This window comes from Massilimicrobiota sp. An134, assembly GCF_002160815.1.
In the GTDB taxonomy this organism is placed as follows: Bacteria; Bacillota_I; Bacilli_A; order Erysipelotrichales; family Coprobacillaceae; genus Allocoprobacillus; species Allocoprobacillus merdigallinarum.
In genome coordinates, this window is sequence record NZ_NFLH01000038.1 from 1 (window position 1) to 19026 (window position 19026).

Consider the following 19026-nt stretch of genomic DNA (forward strand, 5'->3'; position numbering starts at 1 on the left):
ATAATTAAGAATTATCGTTAATTAAGTAGCAATAAGTATTTAGTTTTCATATAATTTTTGACAAAATATGTATTTGAAAATAAGGAGGAAATTATATGAAAAAGAACGAAACAAATGTATATTTAAAGGAGTATTTAGATGATTGCTTGTTGAGAAAGAGGTTAAGTGAAAAAACATTAAGTGCTTATAAAATTGATTTAAAACAGTTTTTTGATTTTATTGATCAATCATATGTAGATGATTTTAAAAAAATAAATGAATATATTTTATATTTAAATCAACGATATACTAAACATAAGACTATTAAGAGAAAAATAGCTAGTGTTAAAGCGTTTTATATGTATTTAGAATATAGAGAAGTCATTGAATTTTCACCATTTAAAAAAATAAGAACTAAAATAAAAGAACCAAAAGTTCTTCCTAAAATTATTCAAAAAGAATATCTTGAAATAATATTTCAATGGCTTGTTGTTAACTTAGAAAGTGCTAATACTGAATATAAAAAAAGAATAGCTTTGCGAAACTTAACTATTATTGAATTATTATTCTCAACAGGCATTAGAATATCGGAGCTTTGCCATTTAAAAGTAGAAGATATAAATTTTCAAGAAAGGTTATTGAAAATATTTGGAAAGGGATCAAAAGAAAGAATTATTTATATAGGAAATGATGATGTTATGAATTTATTAAAACTATTGATAAAGTATAATAAAAATAACAAATATTTATTTCTAAATAAGTTTAATAAACAATTATCAGAGCAATCAGTTAGGATATTATTAACTACTATTGAAAAAGAAAAAGGACTATCAACTCATATCACACCACATATGTTTAGACATACATTTGCAACTACATTGTTAGAAAAAGAAGTGGATATAAGATATATACAAAATATATTGGGACATAGTTCAATTTCGACCACTCAAATATATACACATGTAAATTCTTTGAAGCAAAAAGAGATTTTAACAAATAAAAATCCGATGAATGACTATAAAGAAATAAATTGGAAAAGGCTGTAACAAAATAACTTTTAAAAGAGTTGATTTTGTTACAGCCTCTTTTCTTTTATGTGGTTTTCAAACACCGATTTGATTCCATATGCAATTCTAAGACTTGTATCTAAATCTTTGAATACCTCGTATATTGCCTCTGTATTCCAGAATACATCTGTTGGGTGGGCAAGATCTATTGTTATATCTCTCATAACGAAACATATTTCCCAGTCAAGTTCATTCTCTATTAAACGACACCATTCACTTCGACTATCAATGACGATATCAAATGAATAATAAACGAATGTTTCCATGCTCTTGATTGTACCAACACATCAGTAAATGAAACAGAAGTCAACAGCATTCTTGAAATCATGGAATTGAGATGTAATAAAAAATCAACAATACTTTGTAGTCAATGGACACCTGAAGGAGGGTATCAAAAACTTGGTGGTGGACCGATAGCAGATGCCATATTAGATCGAATCATCAATAGTTCTTATAAAATATTACTGGAAGGTACTTCCATGAGAGAAGAATATTCAAAACTCAAATAGCTAAGAAGCCAGTCTGCATGGACTGGCTCTCTTAACGGACGATGTGGCTCTAACTAGTGGTTTAGTGGTGGCTCTCATATAGCGAACATAGTGGCTCTCGCCACCCGTCATATACAAATAATTTAATGAATATCATAGTTGTAAGTTACAACAAAAATATATATCATTTACTACAATTTGAAAAAATACTGTAAAAAAAATGATAATATATTTTTGCCAATTTGATTGGTAGATAAGGAGAAAAAATTGCAATTGTTGGATCTAATGGTTCTGGGAAAAGTACTTTATTTAAAATTGTTAGCACTCTTTTAGAATCCACAACAGGTTTGATTAAGGTTAATGGATATACACTTGATGAGATAAATATTAAAGAATTAAGAAAAAAAATTGGCTTAGTTAATCAAAATCCAATTATTTTTAATGGTACTTTATTAGAAAATCTAACTTTAAATGATGAAGTAAGCAAGGAAACTTTTGAGAAATCTATATGCATTTCTTGTTTGGATTCATTAATTAGAGAACTACCAATGGGATTGGAAACAAATATATCACAAAGTGGGATGAATTTATCTGGTGGTCAAAAACAAAAAATTGCATTAGCACGAGTGTTAATGAAAAAACCTGAGTTATTACTATTGGATGAACCAACGGCATCTTTGGATAATATATCAGAAAAAATAATAATGAACAATATTAAAAGCCTTGATATAGCTTGTATAGTGATTTCACATAGATTAAGTACAATTCAATATTTTGATAGAATTATTGTACTGGATAAAGGAGAAATACTCGAAGAAGGTACACACGAAGAATTGATGTCAAATAAAAAAAGTTATTACAACATGTTTAGTAATGAAATTAATAACATTAGTTCAAAATAAATGCATAAATCTTATTTGACTAAATTTCTATTTTGTGAGTAAAATATATACGCAGTTGTTTCTAATTAAAAAGTATTTATAACTTAGTTAATAATAGATTTTAAATATTTTAATTTTTTAGAATTATTTGCTAATGTATGTGTAATTATATAGAGGAAAATTTTAATGTATCTGTGTCTTTATAAAAATAGGAGATTTTAAATACAATTACAATAAGAATATTGGATAAAATCTCCTGCTTTATTTAATGACATAAATTGAAAATGAACTTAATAATTGTTTTGTAACGTAATGATTTTATATGTGTGATAACTTATAATTTACTTTCTCTTGATTTCAGAAACTTTAAAAAATCAATAATAAATTTTTGATTATCTTTATGTAGTGATAAAAATAAATCAAGGAAACTATTGTTTGAGTTTATGTTATGGCAGGTAATAAAATCAAGTGAAACATTATAGTAGTCAGCTAATTTTAATAAATGATGCAAAGGTATATCGTTTATTCCATTTTCATAAGTAGAGTATGTTTGTTGAGTGATACCTAATATATTGGCAATATCTTTTTGCTTTAAATTGTGCATTTCTCTTAAGTGCTTAAGCATCTTTACTGTATTTTTCATAATTATCCATTCCTCTCTTATTTTAATAAGATAACCATACAAATAAATTTTGTCGATATATTACAATTAATACGTGTATATAAATTAATATACATTGATAAATTGTTGGAATATTATTTTTTAATTAAGTTTGATATATTTATATACTGCAAAATTTAATGACAAATTTTAAGGAGTGGAGATACTAATGAAACTTGAGATAGCAATATGTGATGATGATATATCTACATGTTCAGATTTAGATTTACTCTTAATGGATTATGGAAAAGAAAATAACCATGAATTTAGTATAGATATATTCTATGATGAAAAAAGGCTGTATCAAATGTTGACAGAAGGGAAAAAATATGAAATCTTATTTTTAGATATAGAGTTAAATAACGAACATACTGGTATTGATATAGGTAATTATATTCGTGATGAATTGAAGAATGAAGAAATGAAAATTGTTTTTATTTCTTCAAAGGAAAGTTATGCTATGAGTTTATTTGAAATACGACCAACTCATTTTTTAATAAAGCCATTAGTTAGAAATCAAATCTATAAACTTATGGAAAAAATTTTATCAATTTTTTTTCGAGATGATTACTTTTCGTTTAAAATTAGAGGTCATATATATAAATTGAAGATGTCTGATATATTATATTTTGAAGGAAGCAATAGAAAGGTTAAAATTGTATTAAGAAATGAAATTATAGAATTTTATTCCTCGCTTCAAGAAGTTTTTGAACAAGTAAAAGATAGAAAATTTTATTTTGTTCATAAGTCGTATTTAATAAATTATGAAAAAGTAATAGTATTTAAATATGATGAACTTATTATGCTAAATGGTAATCATATACCTATAAGTCAAGCTAAAAGAAAATATATTAGAGAAATGCAATTGTTGCATGAAAGAGAGATGTTATGATATGAATGATATTGCTTATATTTTTTCGCATTTGGTATCTGGATTAGTAGATACGGGTACAATTTATATTTTTTTTAGATCTTTTTTTATTGAAGATAACAGTAAGAGAAGAAGATTATATATAGCATTCATTTTATATTATGTGATAAATCAATGTATATATTTTTTCCTGAATATACCAGTAGTAATAATGACTTGTAATATATGTTCATTATTTTTAATTTCTTTTTGCTTTGAATCATCTATATATAAGAAATGTTTATCGGTAGTATTCATATATATTATTTGTATGTTGGTTGAAACAATTGGTGCTGTATTTTCTGGAATATGTATAAGTAATTTTTACGAGGTTAATGTGGATTATCATTCTGTTACAGGCTTATTTTTTGTGAGATTAATAACATATTTTATTGTTTTATTATTGTCAAAATATAAAAATATAAAAAGAGGAGAGATAGTGCCAAAACATTATTGGATAATTTTTATATCAATGCCTGTAATAACATTACATATTTTTTTATCTTTTTTATCTATGAAAAGAAATGAGGTTATTATTTTATCTATAGTTATAGGTTTGCTTTTAATTAATATGGTTTTTTTCTATTTATATGATAAAACAATCAGCTCAATTAAAAAACAGTATGAAATTAATTTCCATAAAAAACAGATACAATTTTATGATAAGCAGATGACTATTATGAGAGACTCAGTTAAGTTGACAGAAAAAATTGATCATGATTTAAAAAATCATTTATTTTCTATAAAATCATTCTTAGATAATAAAAAGTTTGATTTGGCTACTGAACATTTGTTAGATATTCTTGATTATAATGTTTCTGTGAAAAATTATATTAGTACAGATAATTTTATAATTGACAGTATAATTAATTATAAAATATCTACTTCGTCAAATTTGAACATAGAATTTATTAAAGATATTATGATACCAGCTGATTTAAAATTAAATTCATTTAAGATGACAGTAATATTGGGTAATTTGTTAGACAATGCAATAGAAGCATCTTTAAAGCTAGAGAGTAATAGGAGAATATTAATTAATATTAAATATGATAAAGGCAGATTGATAATAAATATTTCAAATACTTTCAATGGAATAATTAATGGTACTTTACATAAAATAAGTACAACAAAATCTTCCAGAAAGCATGGGATTGGCTTAAAAAATATAAGAGAAGTAGTCGAGAATGACAATGGTTTATTTAAAATAGATATTAAAAATAATATGTTTTCGGCTTGGTGTTTAATTTATATATAATGAACTAAAGTTAGCTTTGTAAAAGGGTGATTCATTATAAAAGTAATTTATAGGATAAAACTTAATATCATCTTTAGGAAAGAATTAATTCTAATATAGAAAAATATTTAGATAAGTTATTATGTTCTAAAATAGAGAGTGTAATAATTATGTCTGATTGTTAAATGTTCATTTTTCGTATAAAATTGACAATATATTAATATATAATAATTATTAAAGGATAAAGGAGGAAACGTAACTATGTGGAAAAAAATAATTAATGTGTTTGGATTTATCATTGCTTTAATGGGAATTATAATGTGGTTATTTAAAATTGATATATTTAGCGATTTTTATATAAATTATGATTTAGTACCTGGTGCAATGTTTTGGCTTGGTATTTTACTTCTGTTAGTAACCAATGGTCAAAATATAACTAACGAATATAATAAAATAAGGTTAAGAAACAAAGAGTCATATGCGCATACAATAGAATATAAGAATAAAAGAAATGAATATGTAGAATTAAAATCAAAATCTATTGCATTTGATTTAGTGATTAATGTACTTATAATTACCTATTTAATACTTACTGTCTTAGGAGAGTTTTCATTTTTCTCATTTGTTACAATTGGAATTGTTCTAATTTTATGTATGGTTTTTTATGTATTTATACGATATAGAATTAGTAGGAGTTTAAATGAATAGTTTATGATTGAGTATTTCACTAAAAAGATGACACCGTTTTACTCATTGGATGATGTCATCAAATGAGTAACACTATCCGATTTTCAAAATGAAATATTCAGTGATTTTTGGCATAAATCATGACATTTAATATAATGCATTTAATACCATTATAAATAGTATTTGTTATGATATGTGATTTGCTAACACATATCATAAATAAAAAAGAATAGAGAACATTTTTATAAACATTATAAAAATTCTTTTTTAATATGCTAATAAAATGAAATTTTATGCTATTTGCATTTTTATATACAATAGTTAAACTCTCAAATAGAGAAGCATATATAATTTATATTATTCACAATTACCAGTATGTAAAAATACTATTATTGGTAATTGTATATACTTTTGTATTAGTGTCGTTTGGTTTTGTTAGATACGATGTCATTAAATAGTTAAATATTTACACATTATAATTATTTGAAAAGAGTAATTTTTAACAATTTCCTTTTGTTGAAATTGTTTATGTTGAGATTATATCTATGCAGAATATTTGAAAAAATGTGTAAAAAATAATATGTTTAACTTTTTGATTAGCTCATCTATATATTATAGAGCCATCCTATTAAAAAGAGGTCTTTCAGAATAGATGAGTTATTATATTAGAGCACCACCTCCAATGATTTAAAGAAATTTAAATTATTGGAGGTATATAATGTATAAAGTCAATGACTATGAAAAAGAAGATTTTAAAAGAATAACAAACAAGGATGGATTAAATACATATTTTATAAAAGTTAATCGAATATATGTAGAAGTAGATAAAGAAATATATTTAACTTGTCTTAGAAGTTACATGAAAATAAAGTATAACAAAGAAAGAGAAGTAGCAAATTCAGTCCAGTATTATTCGGACATGGATTTAGCTACTTCTTTTATTTTTTGCAAAAATAAGAAGTTTGATTTTGTTCATCAAATATATGTAAGTGATTTAGCAAGAAAAGCAGTTCAAGAGATTTACCAATTACCAGATCAATATAAAAATATAGCAATTTGTATCTTTTTAAAAGAAATGACAATTTCAGAAACGGCGAATGAATTGAATATACCTGTTTCTACAGTAGGAAAAAGAAAGATAAAAATACAACAAATTTTAAAAAATAAATTAAAAAAGTGAGAAAAATTCATTTTGTTTCTTATGTAAAGGGTGAAGGGATATTTCCCTGAAGGAGGAAACAAAATGGAAACATCAAAAGTATTTATTTATTGTAGAGTGCTATCTGAGGAAGCAAGGTCTTTACTTGAGTATCAGGAGGATGTATTAAGAGAATATGCAGATATACTTGATATTGAAGTTTTTGCAGTTGCTAGAGAAATAGGGAGTGGTAAACACTTTGGCAGCAGAGGTATGGAGAAATTGATATATTATGTTGTCAATGAGAAAGTAAATCTTATTTTTGTTTATGATAAAACAAGAATCTGTATTTATGATGAATTATTTGCTGAATTTAAGATGCTTTGTGATAAGCATGATGTATTGATTGTCACAATGGATGAGTTAAAACTTTTATATGATAAAAATTTGTTTTTAGGTCATGATGAGTAGTCATGACTTTTTTTTAAGCAGAGGACCACCATTTTTCTTTTTGACTTGAATATTGAGGAGGGAAAATTATGGTCTATAATCATGCAAAAGAAGAAAGCAAATGGAAGAAATGGAAAGAACAGGAAGAAAGGTTATTACGTTCATTAAATGTAGATGAAGATATTATTATGGAATTAAGAAAATATGATTGGAATGCCTTTAAATTAGAGCGTAGAATTAGAGAAAAACAAAATTTGACAGACAATATATTTTTTTATAATTTGCCATATTATGATAAAAAAGAAATTCATAGTGTTGAAGATTTGTTAAATGATATTGAAGATGAGTCATTACTTCATTATCTATACCAAACGGATAAAACAACTTTAACCATTATTCTTCTTAAAATTTTGGGATATTCTACGAAAGATATATCTGAAATTTTAAAGATAAAATCATCTACAATATATATGAAGATACATCGTTTGAAAAATAAATTAAAAAACATGTAAGAAAATGAGTGCTTTCATCGGCTATATAAGTGAAGGGGTTCAAACCTCTTGAAAGCACATTGAAAACTGAATAACAATGCTGATAACGTTACTTACATATAAGCCCAATCATAAATACGCCATGATCATTGAAATAATGGGAGCGACTTCTATTTGATGATAATCATAATTTGCAACTATGAGGCGATGATTATGTAAGAATATAATGATACACATAATGAGTCATAGTCCGAGCAATTCAATTGTCGCAGACAAGACATTATATAGGTGAAAATCCTATGGATTCCTTTATGTTGCCTTAAAGAATATAAAGATTCGTGGAACTGTACATGCAAAGCAGTCTATCAGTGTTGTCAAAAACATATATAAATAAAACTAAAAGTTATCTATCATTTATCATAAGATAAATCCAAAATCAGATAACTTTTAGGATACATAATGAAAAGTAAAGGTGAGGAATATATGATTTTTCATGTTGAAAGAGGAGAAATTTATTTAGCTAATTTAGATCCGGTTGTAGGGAGTGAGCAAGGAGGAGTTAGACCAGTATTAATATTACAAAATAATGTTGGTAATTTTTATAGTGATACAACAATTATTGCATCTATGACATCTTTACTAAGACATAAAAAACAGATACCTACACATTTTGTTGTTCTTGCTAGAGATGAATTGATACGAGATTCTATTGTCCTTTTAGAACAAATCAGAACCATTAGTAAATTAAGACTCATAAAAAAGATAGGTCAATTATCAATTGAAGAAATGAATGCATTGAATAAATGCTTATTTGTGAGTATGGGGATAAACATGCCATGAGTTATCAGTTTAAAATATCGTCATCCATTATGTAGGTATTTTTTTACATAATCAAAATATGTTTTATGTAGGGAGGTGTTTTCATGCCAAAAAAAAGGGTAAGAAATTATACTATCAAATATAATTTTTCTATAGGTAAAGATGACATGAAAAAAATAATGGAAGATAGTTTTATAAAATATTTTAATCATAAGCAACAGAATCACATATTTAATCAATGAAAGTTAAATAATATGATAATAATGAAATCAGATCTATTATATTATATTTTTGTAGAAGTGAGATAAAAATAAAGATGATTAATGAGCATGGAAATGATATAATGGAAAAGAGAGGGTGATAAGCATGGGAATTTATTTAAATCCGACTAATCAAAATTTTTATGAAGCAGTTAATAAGGAAATATATGTTGACAAGTCATTGCTTATTCAACATATTGAATATTTAAGAAATAAGGTCAATAAATATATTTGTGTATCAAGACCTAGACGTTTTGGGAAAAGTACAGATGCTAATATGCTTGTTGCTTATTATTCTAAAGGTTGTGATTCTCATCATATTTTTGATTCACTCAAAATCAGTCAAACTGATCATTATTTAGAACATCTTAATCAGCATCATGTCATCCATATCAATATGCAAAGCTTTTTAAGTAATACGCACAATATTGATAAAATGATACAATTACTAACAATGAGAATTTTAAATGAGCTCAAACAGGAATATTCAATCTCTTTCTTTGATGAAACAAATCTTTCGTTATCTTTGGAAGATATATATGCATTCACAAAGAATCAATTTATTTTTATCATAGATGAATGGGATTGTATCTTTAGAGAATATAAACAGGATAAAGAGGCACAGAAACAGTATTTAGATTTCTTAAGAAACCTATTGAAAGATAAGCCGTATGTAGAACTCGCTTATATGACAGGGATATTGCCTATTAAGAAATACGGAACACATAGTGCCTTGAATATGTTTGAAGAAATTTCTATGATTGATCCAGGATTATTATCTGAATTTATGGGATTTACCGAAACTGAAGTGCAAAATCTTTGTGTTCAATATAACATCAGTTATGATGAAATGAAGCAGTGGTATGATGGGTATCACATGACAAATGATATTTCAACTTTTTCTCCCCGTTCGGTTGTTTCTTCAATAGTCAGAAAACAATTTGGAAACTATTGGACATCAACGGAAACCTATGAAGCCCTACAGGTTTATATAGATATGAACTTTGATGATTTAAAGGATAATATCGTTCAACTATTATCAGGAGAGAGTATAGATGTTAATACAAGCAAATTCCAAAATGATATGACAACATTCAAATCAAAGGACGATGTCTTGACACTTTTGATTCATCTTGGTTATTTAGGATATAATAGTTCAAATCATACCTGCTATATTCCTAACAAGGAAGTATCAACGAGTTTTATTGATTCTATAGAAGATTCAAACTGGGAAGAAACGACAAAGGCATTATTAAATAGCCGTGAATTATTAGAGGCAACATGGAGAAAAGATGAAGAAGCAGTTGCCAGATATATCGAAGAAGCCCATTTAAACACATCAATACTGACTTACAACAATGAAAATGCATTGTCATATACACTCGCTTTAGCATATATCTATGCCAGAAATCATTATACAATGATAAGAGAAATGCCAACAGGCGAAGGTTTTGCAGATGTTGTTTTGATTCCATATCGAGATAAACCAGCCATGATTATAGAGCTGAAATGGAATCAAGAAGTCAAGACAGCGATAGATCAGATCAAAGAAAAGAAATATCCAAAAGGATTAGAGAGGTATAAAGATAACTTACTGATTGTTGGAATCAGTTATGATAAGAAAACAAAGAAGCATACATGTCATATAGAGTAAATAGGAAAGGAACACTAAAATAAGTGCTCCTTTTTTTGGCTTATTCTTTTGTAAACTTTCATAGAATAGTAAAAGAAATAGGAACAGATAAGCATTCATCGCACATTATGAAAGAGAAAAGGTGTTTGTTATAATCTTGGTGATGAACGTTTATTTTTAACAATTTAAGGAGGAATGATTGGTAAAACTATGAATACTTTAAAGTCAAATTATTCTGGATATTTAGTTGGTGCATATGAAAGATTATCAAAAGAAGATGACAGAGGAGATGAGAGTTCATCTATTGAAAGTCAGAAAATAATTATTGAATCATTTGCAAAATTTAATGATTTAAAAATTATAAGACATTATAGTGATGATGGATTTACAGGTTCAAATTTTAATAGACCGGGCTTTGAAGAATTAAAGAAAGACATAGAAGAAGGTCTTATCAATTGTGTTATTGTTAAAGATTTATCTCGTTTGGGGAGAGAACTTTATGAAACTGGGAGCTATATAGAAGAATATTTTCTTTCTAAGCAAGTAAGATTTATTGCGATTAATGATGGTTATGATTCTGATGTAGGAGATTCTATGTTAGGAATCCGATTAAGCGTTAATGATTTATATTTGAGAGATACTTCTAAAAAAATAAGGACTACATTTGATGCAAAAAGGAAAAGAGGAGATTATATAGGAACATATGCTAAATATGGATACATGAAAGATCCTAACAATCCTAAACATCTTATTCCTGATTCAAATGTTTCTAACATTGTTGTTCAAATATTTGAATGGTTAGCTGAAGGTGTTGGAACAAGTACAATTGCACATAGACTTACTGCTATGAATATTCCAATTCCTTCAATTTATAAAAAAGAGAATAGAACAAATTGTCAAAAAAGTTTAAATGAAGGTAATGGAATATGGCGTCCTCAAACTGTTAAGGCTATTGGTAGTGATCAGATGTATTTAGGACACATGGTTCAAGGAAGATGGAAAAAATTGAGTTATAATTCAAAAAAACTTATCGAATTGCCAGAATCACAATGGATTATTGTGAAAAATACACACGAACCTCTTGTAAGTCAAGAACTTTTTGATAAAGCACAAGTTACATTAAATAAGTCAAAAAAATATCGTGCAAAAAAAGAAAAAAAGTATTTGTTTCAAGGACTATTGAAGTGCAAAGAATGTGGGCACAATATTAGTATCTATAGAAAGAAAATAAAAACTGGATATTCTTTATCAACTGAGTGTAATTATTATTCTAAATATAGTAAATACGGACTTTGTTGTAGTCATCGCATTAATTATGACTTGTTTGAAGAAGATATGTTACATTTTTTAAAAGAGATAGGTAAAAGATTCATGGAAAAATATGATGAGCAAAAATTATTGGAGAATTCTTTACGAACAAAAAGAAAAGATGAAGAAGAAATTCAAAGAAAACTTCAGTATATTGATAAAGAATTGGAAAAAAATCAGAATATTTTAAGTCATTTGTATGAGGATAGATTAAATGATGTGATTAGTGTTAGACAATACTCTTTAATGGCAAAGAAATATGATAATGTTCTAGAATCTTTAGAAAAACAGCAGGAAGAATTGAAAGAAAAGTTAAAAAAATCAAATGATAATCATCACTCTAATGAAATTAAAGAATGTAAAGAATTAATTGAACAATTTATGCAATTTGAGATGCCTACAAATGAATTGATGTATCAGCTTATTGATAAAATAGAGATAGATAAAGATAAAAATATTGAAGTCTTTTTTCGTGTTGATATAAGGAAATATTTGGATTTTGAAACAAAAAATGAGTATAAAAATTGATAAAAAATAAAACGTATTGATAAGTATCGTAATTGAAATGTCACAGGTGTAACCTTGCCATTGATGTCATATGGTGGTACAAGTTTAGTTATAACATTAATGAGTATAGGAATTTTAATTAATATCTCGAAATCTTGTCATGATATGTTATAATGTGAATTAGGAGTGGTGAGAAATGAAAATAATTGTAAGTGCAGGGGGAACAGGTGGACATTTGTATCCTGCTTTAGCCCTTGTTGAGTATATCAAAACACAAGATGCCAATGCTAAATTTTTATTTGTTGGAACAACTGATCGTTTAGAATCACAAATTGTTCCTGAACTAGGATATCAGTATCGTGGATTGGCAGTTAAAGGATTAGTTGGTAATCCTTTACAAAAGTTAAAAAATGCTTTCATTTTTATGAAATCATTAAAAGAATCAAAACAAATCTTGAAAGAATTTCAGCCAGATATTGTGATTGGTTTTGGAGGCTATCCAAGTGCTTCTATTGTCATGGCAGCTTCTCGATTGAAAATCCCTACAATGATTCATGAACAGAATTCTATTATTGGTTTAACAAATAAAGTTTTAATAAAAAGAGTGAATAAGATTGTATGTTGTTATCAAAAAGCGTATAATGAATTTCCAAGCAATAAGACTGTTTTATTAGGGAATCCACGTGCTAGTGTGGTGACAAATCAGGAACTTAAAGATATTCATGATCTTTATCACATTCCTGCCAAACGTCAGACAGTTGTTATTGTGATGGGAAGTCTAGGTTCATCATCAGTGAATCGTGTGATGAAAGAAGCATTGCGACAGATGCAATATGATGATTATGATGTTATTTATGTTACAGGTAAAAAATATTATGATGAAATGAAAGAGGAATTAAGTGATTTAAATGACTCGATTCACTTGGTCAATTATATTGATGATATGCCTAGTTTGATTTCAAGCTGTGATATTATTGTTTCACGTGCTGGAGCGACAACACTTGCTGAAATTACAGCTTTAGGGGCAGCTTCTTTAATTATTCCTAGTCCTTATGTTGTAGCGAATCATCAGGAATATAATGCTCGAGAACTTGTGAATGCAAAAGCAGCGCGAATGATCTTGGAAAAAGATTTAACAGCGGATCGATTTGTTAGTGAAATTAGATATTTATTAAAAAATCAATCAGTATTAAATTCGTTAAAGGCTCATGCATGTCAATTAGGAAAACCACATGCTTGTCAAGATATTTATCAGGAGATTTTAAAGACATTAGAAAGGAAATAAGCATGGATTTTGAAAATATATTTTATGATTTAGTAGATTTGCAGTTAGGTGAGATTTTAGAAAATGAACCTTTATATAAACATACAACATTTAAAGTAGGAGGACCTGCCAGATTATTTGTTTATATTCAGGATGTTGAAGCTTTAAAAAGAGGGATTCAATATTGTCGTCAGCATCAAATTAAGCATATGGTGATTGGTAGAGGATCTGATCTTTTGTTTTCAGATAAAGAATATGAAGGTGTTATTTTTTCATTAAAGAATTTAGATAAAGTTCATTTCAATGGTGTTGAAATTCGTGCTCAGGCAGGTGTGAGCATGATTTATTTAGCGTATGAAGCTGCCAAAGTAGGGCTATCAGGCTTTGAGTTTATGGGAGGTATTCCTGGAACTATTGGTGGTGGCGTGTATATGAATGCCGGTGCATATAAATATTGTGTTAGTGATGTTTTTACTTCTGCAATTATTTTAAATGATAAGGGCGAACTTGTGACTTTAAATCGAGAACAGATGGAGTTTGATTATCGTACGTCTATTTTGCAAAAACATAAAGATTGGATTTTAATTGAAGCAACATTTACAATGACTTCACGTGATCCTAAAGATATTATGCATGTTCTTGATAAGCGTAAAGAAAAACGTATGGCAACACAGCCATGGAATTTTGCAAGTGCAGGAAGTATTTTTAGAAATCCAGAACAAAAACCAGCATGGCAATATATTGATGAATGTGAACTGAGAGGTTATGAAATTGGAGGTGCTCAGGTTTCACCTAAACATTCTAATTTTATTGTGAATAATGGATATGCAAGTGCTAAGGATATTTTAGATTTAATTTTACTTGTAGAAAAGAGTGTATTTAATCGTTTTGGTGTGGAATTAGAAAAAGAGGTTATATTGATTAATTGGGAGTAGGTGATATGTATGTCCCAGCAACAATATTATTATAATGAACATGATGAAAATCAAGTGTTACGACTGAGGAAAGATAAACGGAAACGTAAATTAAAGCGTAAGATTAAAGTGGTGTTGATTCTTTTTGTAATGCTGCTGATTGCTGGCTATTTTGTAAGTGATATATCTCGTGTACATGATATTAATATAACAGGGTTACAGGAAGTTTCCAAGGACGATATTGAAAAATCAATTTCGGTTCATGAAGGAGATATCGTTTTGTTTGTCAATACTGGAAAAATAGAAGATGAGATAGCTAAAATGCCCTTCATTAAAAAGGTAAAGGTGACAAAATCGTTGCTAGGTTCTGTTCAAATAGAAGTAGAAGAAGCTCAGAAAGTCGCATACTGTGTCATTGATAAAAAAACATATGTTATTGATGAATTGGGAAATGTCAGTGAAACAGATGATAAAGATTTGATTGCATCATTGCAATCTACACCACAAATAACAAAGTTTAAAGATTTACAATTATTAAAAGAATTTGCAAAGGAATATGTGAATATTCCAGAAATTATAAAAAGTCAAACGAGTGATATTATATATGATCCTCAAAAAGCTGATGAAACACGTTTGAAATTCATTATGGATGATGGTAAGATTTTATATCTGCGTATTGAAGACATGGTTGAACAATTAAATAAATTCGATTATGAAGCAAATAAAGAAGTTTATAAAGATAAATGTGTTTTTAGTTTTGAGGGAAACTATGTTTATATGAAAGATTGTGAATAATGCATCTGTTGGTGCATTATTTTTTTGATTTGTAGTTCTCTTTTTCGTCATTTATATATTTTCTTATGAAAAAAATTATGGTACAATAATAAAGAAGTATTTTTTGAAGGAGAATCGTATATGAAGAATATCTATGCTGTATTAGATATAGGAAGTGCAACGGTAAAAATGCTTGTTGGTGAGGTTGTAAGTGCGAATATAAATGTACTTTTTGCCAAGAAAATCACAAGCCATGGAATTCGTAAAGGACAAATTGAAAATATGCCTGTTGTTGTGAGTGAAATCAAACAATTGGTTGACGAAGCTTCAAAGGCTTTAGGGGCAACTATTTCAAAAGTCGCTTTATGTATACCGTCTTTTCATGCCTGTATTTATCAAAGTGATGGAATCACAAAAGTCAATTCTCCTTTGGATCAGATTACAAGTGAGGACATTGTACGTGCATTAAAACTTTCTAAACGTTTTACGTTAAAAGAGGATGAAGAAGTTATTTCAGTCATTCCAGCAATGTTTTATTTGGATACGAAATCAATGAAAGATATTCCTATTGGTGAAAAATCAGCATCATTAAAAGTAGAATCGTTAGTGATAACGACAAAGAAGAAATTGCTTTATAGTTATATTAATGCTGTTGAAAAAGCCGGAGTGGAAGTTTTAGATATTACAATTAATGCTTATGCGTGTGCTAAAGAGGCATTTGATGCTGTTTATCTTCAAGAAGGTGCTATTTTGATTGATATTGGATATCGTAGCTCAACTGTTGCTTTTTTTGAAGATGGTTATTTAAAATATATTGCTCAAGCCCATGTTGGTGGTTATGATTTGACACGAAAGATTGCAACATCATGGCAAATTCCAATGGATAAGGCTGAGTTATATAAGGTCAAATATGGTACATGTGATCTTCATATTGGTGATGAAGATGTCATCCATACGACAAGTCAAAATGATATAGAAAAACACTTTACTCAAAAGGATCTGGCTCAGGTCTTAACTGATGGTGTTCAGGAAATTATGGAAATCATTAAAACAAAAATCGAAGTGATTAATGATGGAAGAAGTTATGAAACTGTTATCGTTGGTGGCGGTGGAGAGTTACCTGCTATTGATGAAGTGGCAACTCAAGTGTTGAATAGTGCTGTAAGAACATATCGTCCTGATACGATAGGAGCACGAGATATGTCATTTGTTTCTTGTCTTGGTATGATGTATTATTTAAATGACCGTTTAAAGATTTTTGGTCAAATGGATTCATCTCTTGTTTTACCAGATATTTCTAATACAATGAGTATTAGATTTAAAGGTTTGACAAAGACAAAAACTGCTTATAATTCGGATACAAAGAAAAAAGGAAAATTGACAAAAGTCATTGAAAATTTATTTAGTGAAGAAGATTAATATAAAAGTGAGGATAGAAATATGGATGGGAATTTAGATTTTGTTCAAGTTGCAAAAATTAAAGTCATTGGTGTTGGTGGCGGAGGCTGCAATGCTGTAGCAAGAATGGCTAAAGATGGTGTCAAAGGTGTTGATTTTTATGTTGCCAATACTGATGCACAGATTTTAAAAGGAATTGATATTGAAAACAAAATTGTTTTAGGTAAAGAATTGACACATGGTTTAGGAGCAGGTGGTAATCCAGAAGTTGGACGTAAAGCTGCTTTAGAAACTGAAGAAGAAATCAAGTCAGCTTTATCAGGTGCCAATATGGTTTTTATTGCTGCTGGTATGGGTGGTGGAACTGGAACTGGAGCCGCACCTGTGGTTGCAAAAATTTCACGTGAATTGGGTGCATTAACAGTTGGGGTTGTCACATCACCTTTCACATTTGAGGGACCTAAAGTTTTAAGACAGGCTAAAAGTGGTTTGGCTGAATTAAGAGAAAATGTGGATTCTATTATTGTTGTTTCTAATGATCGTTTATTAGAAGCTATTGGTCGTAAACCAATGGGTGAAGCATTTAGAGAAGCAGACAATGTATTAAGACAAGGGGTACAGACAATTACTGATTTGATTGCTATTCCAGCATTTATTAATCTTGACTTTGCTGATGTTTCATCAGTTATGAAAGATAGAGGTTCTGCTCTTATTGGTATTGGTATGAGTGATGGTGAAAATAAAGCAGAAGAAGCTGCTATGCGTGCTATTTCATCACCATTATTAGATGTGTCTATTGCAGGTGCAAAAGATGCAATTGTTAATGTTACTGGTGGAACAAATATTACTTTATATGATGCAAATACGGCTCTTGCAACAATTAGAGAAGCGGTAGGTAATGATGTCAATACTGTTTTAGGTGTTGCTATTAATGAACAATTAGATGATCAAGTTATTGTAACTGTTATTGCGACTGGATTTGAAGATGAAGAAGAACCTGCACCAGTTAAACAGACATCTTCATTTGAATCTGTTGTAAAACCATCAATGTATGATGATGACGATGACGACGATGATGTGCCAGCTTTTTTAAGAAATCGTAAATTATAAGCTAACAATTTGTTAGCTTTTCTTTATATGGAGGTACAAGATGAAAAAGATAGGTTTTATTGGTTTTGGAAATATGGCGAGTGCTATTGCTTTAGGAATAATCAATGCAAAATTTTTGAATGCAAATGAAATAATAGCGTATGATATTGATGAGAATAAAGCAGAAAAAATGCGTTCTTATCATATTGATGTGGCACATGATATTGATGAATTGATTGCATGTAGCGAATTCATATTTGTTGGGGTAAAACCTCAAGTTGTTGAGTCTGTATTAGACCCATATATTCAAAAGTTAGAAAATAAAGCGATCATTTCTATTGCATTGGGATATGATTTTGATAGATATCAGACATTTTTAGATGATTCTACACGCCATATTTTTGTTATGCCAAATACACCGGTTCGTGTTTTGCAGGGAATGTCATTAATTGAAGAGAAACATTCATTAAAAGATCAAGAGTTTGAATTTGTCAAAAATATGTTCAGTGCCATTGGGCAGGTAGAGGTTGTATCATCACATTTAATGTCAACAGCTGGCACATTGAGTGGATGTGGGCCGGCGTTTGTCTATATGATGATAGAGGCATTGGCAGATGGTGCTGTTAAAGAAGGTGTTCCAAGAGAAATGGCCTATACATTGGCATCTCAGACATTAATGGGTGCTGCTAAAATGCAATTGGAAACACATTTACACCCTGGAGTTTTAAAAGATCAAGTATGTTCACCTGGTGGTTCAACGATTTGTGGTGTAGAAGCATTAGAAGATGGGAAATTGCGAGCTACTTTAATATCAGCAATTTCTGCAGCAGTACATTATCAAGAAAAGAAATAGTTATAGTTGTTATTATGATTGAAATAAGAAGCTCATTCCGATTAGGAGTGGCTTTTTTTGTGGAAAAATAGCTAAAATACCATCAAAAAACAAAAAAATGAAAAAAAGTAAAAAAAAGACTTGCAAAGGTAGAGGATAGATGGTATTATAGATGAGCACTCGACGAGAGGGCACAGGGACATTGAAAACTGAACAGTAAACACGTCAATAAAGATAGG

Annotated in this window: 20 protein-coding genes and 1 pseudogene; 19 read left to right on the forward strand and 2 right to left on the reverse strand. The window is 28.5% G+C overall.

The genetic code is table 11. The annotated features are described in order from the left end of the window. Positions 1–95 precede the first annotated feature (95 nt). Entirely contained in the window at positions 96–1025 is a 930-nt protein-coding gene (locus tag B5E79_RS11635; RefSeq protein WP_087298139.1) for a tyrosine-type recombinase/integrase, read from the forward strand. A gap of 29 nt (positions 1026–1054) precedes the next feature. On the opposite strand, the gene B5E79_RS14060 is transcribed toward B5E79_RS11635, so the two are convergent. Continuing rightward, complete coding sequence (locus B5E79_RS14060; RefSeq protein ID WP_479684571.1) at positions 1055–1321, reverse strand: hypothetical protein; 267 nt, start codon at positions 1319–1321, stop codon at positions 1055–1057. On the opposite strand from B5E79_RS14060, the gene B5E79_RS11645 reads away from it, so the two are divergent. Together B5E79_RS11645 and B5E79_RS11650 are read left to right on the forward strand one after the other, a co-directional pair. Next, the gene (locus B5E79_RS11645) at positions 1295–1555 is read left to right on the forward strand and encodes an ATP-binding protein (protein ID WP_255376360.1); all 261 of its coding nucleotides are present in this window, start codon (positions 1295–1297) and stop codon (positions 1553–1555) included. The genes B5E79_RS14060 and B5E79_RS11645 overlap by 27 nt on opposite strands. Before the next feature lie 245 nt (positions 1556–1800). Beyond that, on the forward strand, positions 1801–2436 hold the full coding sequence (locus B5E79_RS11650) for an ATP-binding cassette domain-containing protein (RefSeq protein WP_087298142.1): 636 nt from the start codon (positions 1801–1803) through the stop codon (positions 2434–2436). Between the two features lie 313 nt (positions 2437–2749). On the opposite strand, the gene B5E79_RS11655 is transcribed toward B5E79_RS11650, so the two are convergent. Continuing rightward, positions 2750–3058, reverse strand: a complete 309-nt coding sequence (locus B5E79_RS11655; protein WP_087298143.1) for a helix-turn-helix domain-containing protein — start codon at positions 3056–3058, stop codon at positions 2750–2752. A 187-nt stretch (positions 3059–3245) separates the two neighbouring features. Here B5E79_RS11655 and B5E79_RS11660 point away from each other — a divergent pair, with 187 nt between their 5' ends. From B5E79_RS11660 to proC, 16 genes and pseudogenes are all read left to right on the forward strand, one after another. After that, positions 3246–3968, forward strand: coding sequence for a LytR/AlgR family response regulator transcription factor (locus tag B5E79_RS11660; RefSeq protein WP_087298144.1), 723 nt, complete (start codon positions 3246–3248; stop codon positions 3966–3968). Position 3969: 1 nt separating this feature from the next. After that, a complete protein-coding gene (locus tag B5E79_RS11665) occupies positions 3970–5244 on the forward strand; it encodes a sensor histidine kinase (protein WP_158095503.1) in 1275 nt (424 codons plus the stop codon). A gap of 240 nt (positions 5245–5484) precedes the next feature. Then, positions 5485–5931, forward strand: coding sequence for a hypothetical protein (locus B5E79_RS11670; RefSeq protein ID WP_087298146.1), 447 nt, complete (start codon positions 5485–5487; stop codon positions 5929–5931). Positions 5932–6628: 697 nt separating this feature from the next. Then, a complete protein-coding gene (locus B5E79_RS11675) occupies positions 6629–7090 on the forward strand; it encodes an RNA polymerase sigma factor (protein ID WP_087298147.1) in 462 nt (153 codons plus the stop codon). Between the two features lie 63 nt (positions 7091–7153). Beyond that, positions 7154–7519 (forward strand): recombinase family protein, encoded by a 366-nt coding sequence (locus tag B5E79_RS11680; RefSeq protein ID WP_087298148.1) that lies wholly within the window; start codon positions 7154–7156, stop codon positions 7517–7519. Between the two features lie 68 nt (positions 7520–7587). Then, entirely contained in the window at positions 7588–8010 is a 423-nt protein-coding gene (locus B5E79_RS11685) for a sigma-70 RNA polymerase sigma factor region 4 domain-containing protein (RefSeq protein ID WP_087298149.1), read from the forward strand. Positions 8011–8472: 462 nt separating this feature from the next. Further along, positions 8473–8829: a type II toxin-antitoxin system PemK/MazF family toxin gene (locus B5E79_RS11690; protein ID WP_206393194.1), complete on the forward strand. Its 357-nt coding sequence runs from the start codon at positions 8473–8475 to the stop codon at positions 8827–8829. Positions 8830–9174: 345 nt separating this feature from the next. After that, complete coding sequence (locus tag B5E79_RS11695; RefSeq protein WP_087298151.1) at positions 9175–10722, forward strand: AAA family ATPase; 1548 nt, start codon at positions 9175–9177, stop codon at positions 10720–10722. Positions 10723–10896: 174 nt separating this feature from the next. Then, positions 10897–12537 carry a recombinase family protein gene (locus tag B5E79_RS11700; RefSeq protein WP_087298152.1) on the forward strand — a complete coding sequence of 547 codons (1641 nt, stop codon included), beginning with the start codon at positions 10897–10899 and terminating at the stop codon, positions 12535–12537. Positions 12538–12588: 51 nt separating this feature from the next. Continuing rightward, a pseudogene (locus B5E79_RS11705) lies at positions 12589–12690 on the forward strand (FtsW/RodA/SpoVE family cell cycle protein); the annotation flags it as partial. Positions 12691–12712: 22 nt separating this feature from the next. Beyond that, the gene (gene murG / locus B5E79_RS11710) at positions 12713–13801 is read left to right on the forward strand and encodes an undecaprenyldiphospho-muramoylpentapeptide beta-N-acetylglucosaminyltransferase (RefSeq protein ID WP_087298153.1); all 1089 of its coding nucleotides are present in this window, start codon (positions 12713–12715) and stop codon (positions 13799–13801) included. A gap of 2 nt (positions 13802–13803) precedes the next feature. Further along, the gene (gene murB, locus B5E79_RS11715; RefSeq protein WP_087298154.1) at positions 13804–14715 is read left to right on the forward strand and encodes a UDP-N-acetylmuramate dehydrogenase; all 912 of its coding nucleotides are present in this window, start codon (positions 13804–13806) and stop codon (positions 14713–14715) included. Positions 14716–14724: 9 nt separating this feature from the next. Next, positions 14725–15489: a cell division protein FtsQ/DivIB gene (locus tag B5E79_RS11720; RefSeq protein ID WP_087245988.1), complete on the forward strand. Its 765-nt coding sequence runs from the start codon at positions 14725–14727 to the stop codon at positions 15487–15489. Between the two features lie 120 nt (positions 15490–15609). Then, on the forward strand, positions 15610–16887 hold the full coding sequence (gene ftsA, locus B5E79_RS11725; RefSeq protein ID WP_087298155.1) for a cell division protein FtsA: 1278 nt from the start codon (positions 15610–15612) through the stop codon (positions 16885–16887). A gap of 21 nt (positions 16888–16908) precedes the next feature. Beyond that, the gene (gene ftsZ, locus B5E79_RS11730; protein WP_087245983.1) at positions 16909–17976 is read left to right on the forward strand and encodes a cell division protein FtsZ; all 1068 of its coding nucleotides are present in this window, start codon (positions 16909–16911) and stop codon (positions 17974–17976) included. Positions 17977–18016: 40 nt separating this feature from the next. Further along, complete coding sequence (gene proC / locus B5E79_RS11735) at positions 18017–18808, forward strand: pyrroline-5-carboxylate reductase (protein ID WP_087298156.1); 792 nt, start codon at positions 18017–18019, stop codon at positions 18806–18808. The last annotated feature ends 218 nt before the right edge of the window (positions 18809–19026 follow it).

Coding starts and splice junctions, on each gene's coding strand:
- B5E79_RS11635 (WP_087298139.1), top strand. CDS start 96: ATGAAAAAGAACGAAACAAATGTATATTTAAAGGAGTATTTAGATGAT.
- B5E79_RS11655 (WP_087298143.1), bottom strand. CDS start 3,058: ATGAAAAATACAGTAAAGATGCTTAAGCACTTAAGAGAAATGCACAAT.
- B5E79_RS11660 (WP_087298144.1), top strand. CDS start 3,246: ATGAAACTTGAGATAGCAATATGTGATGATGATATATCTACATGTTCA.
- B5E79_RS11665 (WP_158095503.1), top strand. CDS start 3,970: ATGAATGATATTGCTTATATTTTTTCGCATTTGGTATCTGGATTAGTA.
- B5E79_RS11670 (WP_087298146.1), top strand. CDS start 5,485: ATGTGGAAAAAAATAATTAATGTGTTTGGATTTATCATTGCTTTAATG.
- B5E79_RS11675 (WP_087298147.1), top strand. CDS start 6,629: ATGTATAAAGTCAATGACTATGAAAAAGAAGATTTTAAAAGAATAACA.
- B5E79_RS11680 (WP_087298148.1), top strand. CDS start 7,154: ATGGAAACATCAAAAGTATTTATTTATTGTAGAGTGCTATCTGAGGAA.
- B5E79_RS11685 (WP_087298149.1), top strand. CDS start 7,588: ATGGTCTATAATCATGCAAAAGAAGAAAGCAAATGGAAGAAATGGAAA.
- B5E79_RS11690 (WP_206393194.1), top strand. CDS start 8,473: ATGATTTTTCATGTTGAAAGAGGAGAAATTTATTTAGCTAATTTAGAT.
- B5E79_RS11695 (WP_087298151.1), top strand. CDS start 9,175: ATGGGAATTTATTTAAATCCGACTAATCAAAATTTTTATGAAGCAGTT.
- B5E79_RS11700 (WP_087298152.1), top strand. CDS start 10,897: ATGATTGGTAAAACTATGAATACTTTAAAGTCAAATTATTCTGGATAT.
- murG (WP_087298153.1), top strand. CDS start 12,713: ATGAAAATAATTGTAAGTGCAGGGGGAACAGGTGGACATTTGTATCCT.
- murB (WP_087298154.1), top strand. CDS start 13,804: ATGGATTTTGAAAATATATTTTATGATTTAGTAGATTTGCAGTTAGGT.
- B5E79_RS11720 (WP_087245988.1), top strand. CDS start 14,725: ATGTCCCAGCAACAATATTATTATAATGAACATGATGAAAATCAAGTG.
- ftsA (WP_087298155.1), top strand. CDS start 15,610: ATGAAGAATATCTATGCTGTATTAGATATAGGAAGTGCAACGGTAAAA.
- ftsZ (WP_087245983.1), top strand. CDS start 16,909: ATGGATGGGAATTTAGATTTTGTTCAAGTTGCAAAAATTAAAGTCATT.
- proC (WP_087298156.1), top strand. CDS start 18,017: ATGAAAAAGATAGGTTTTATTGGTTTTGGAAATATGGCGAGTGCTATT.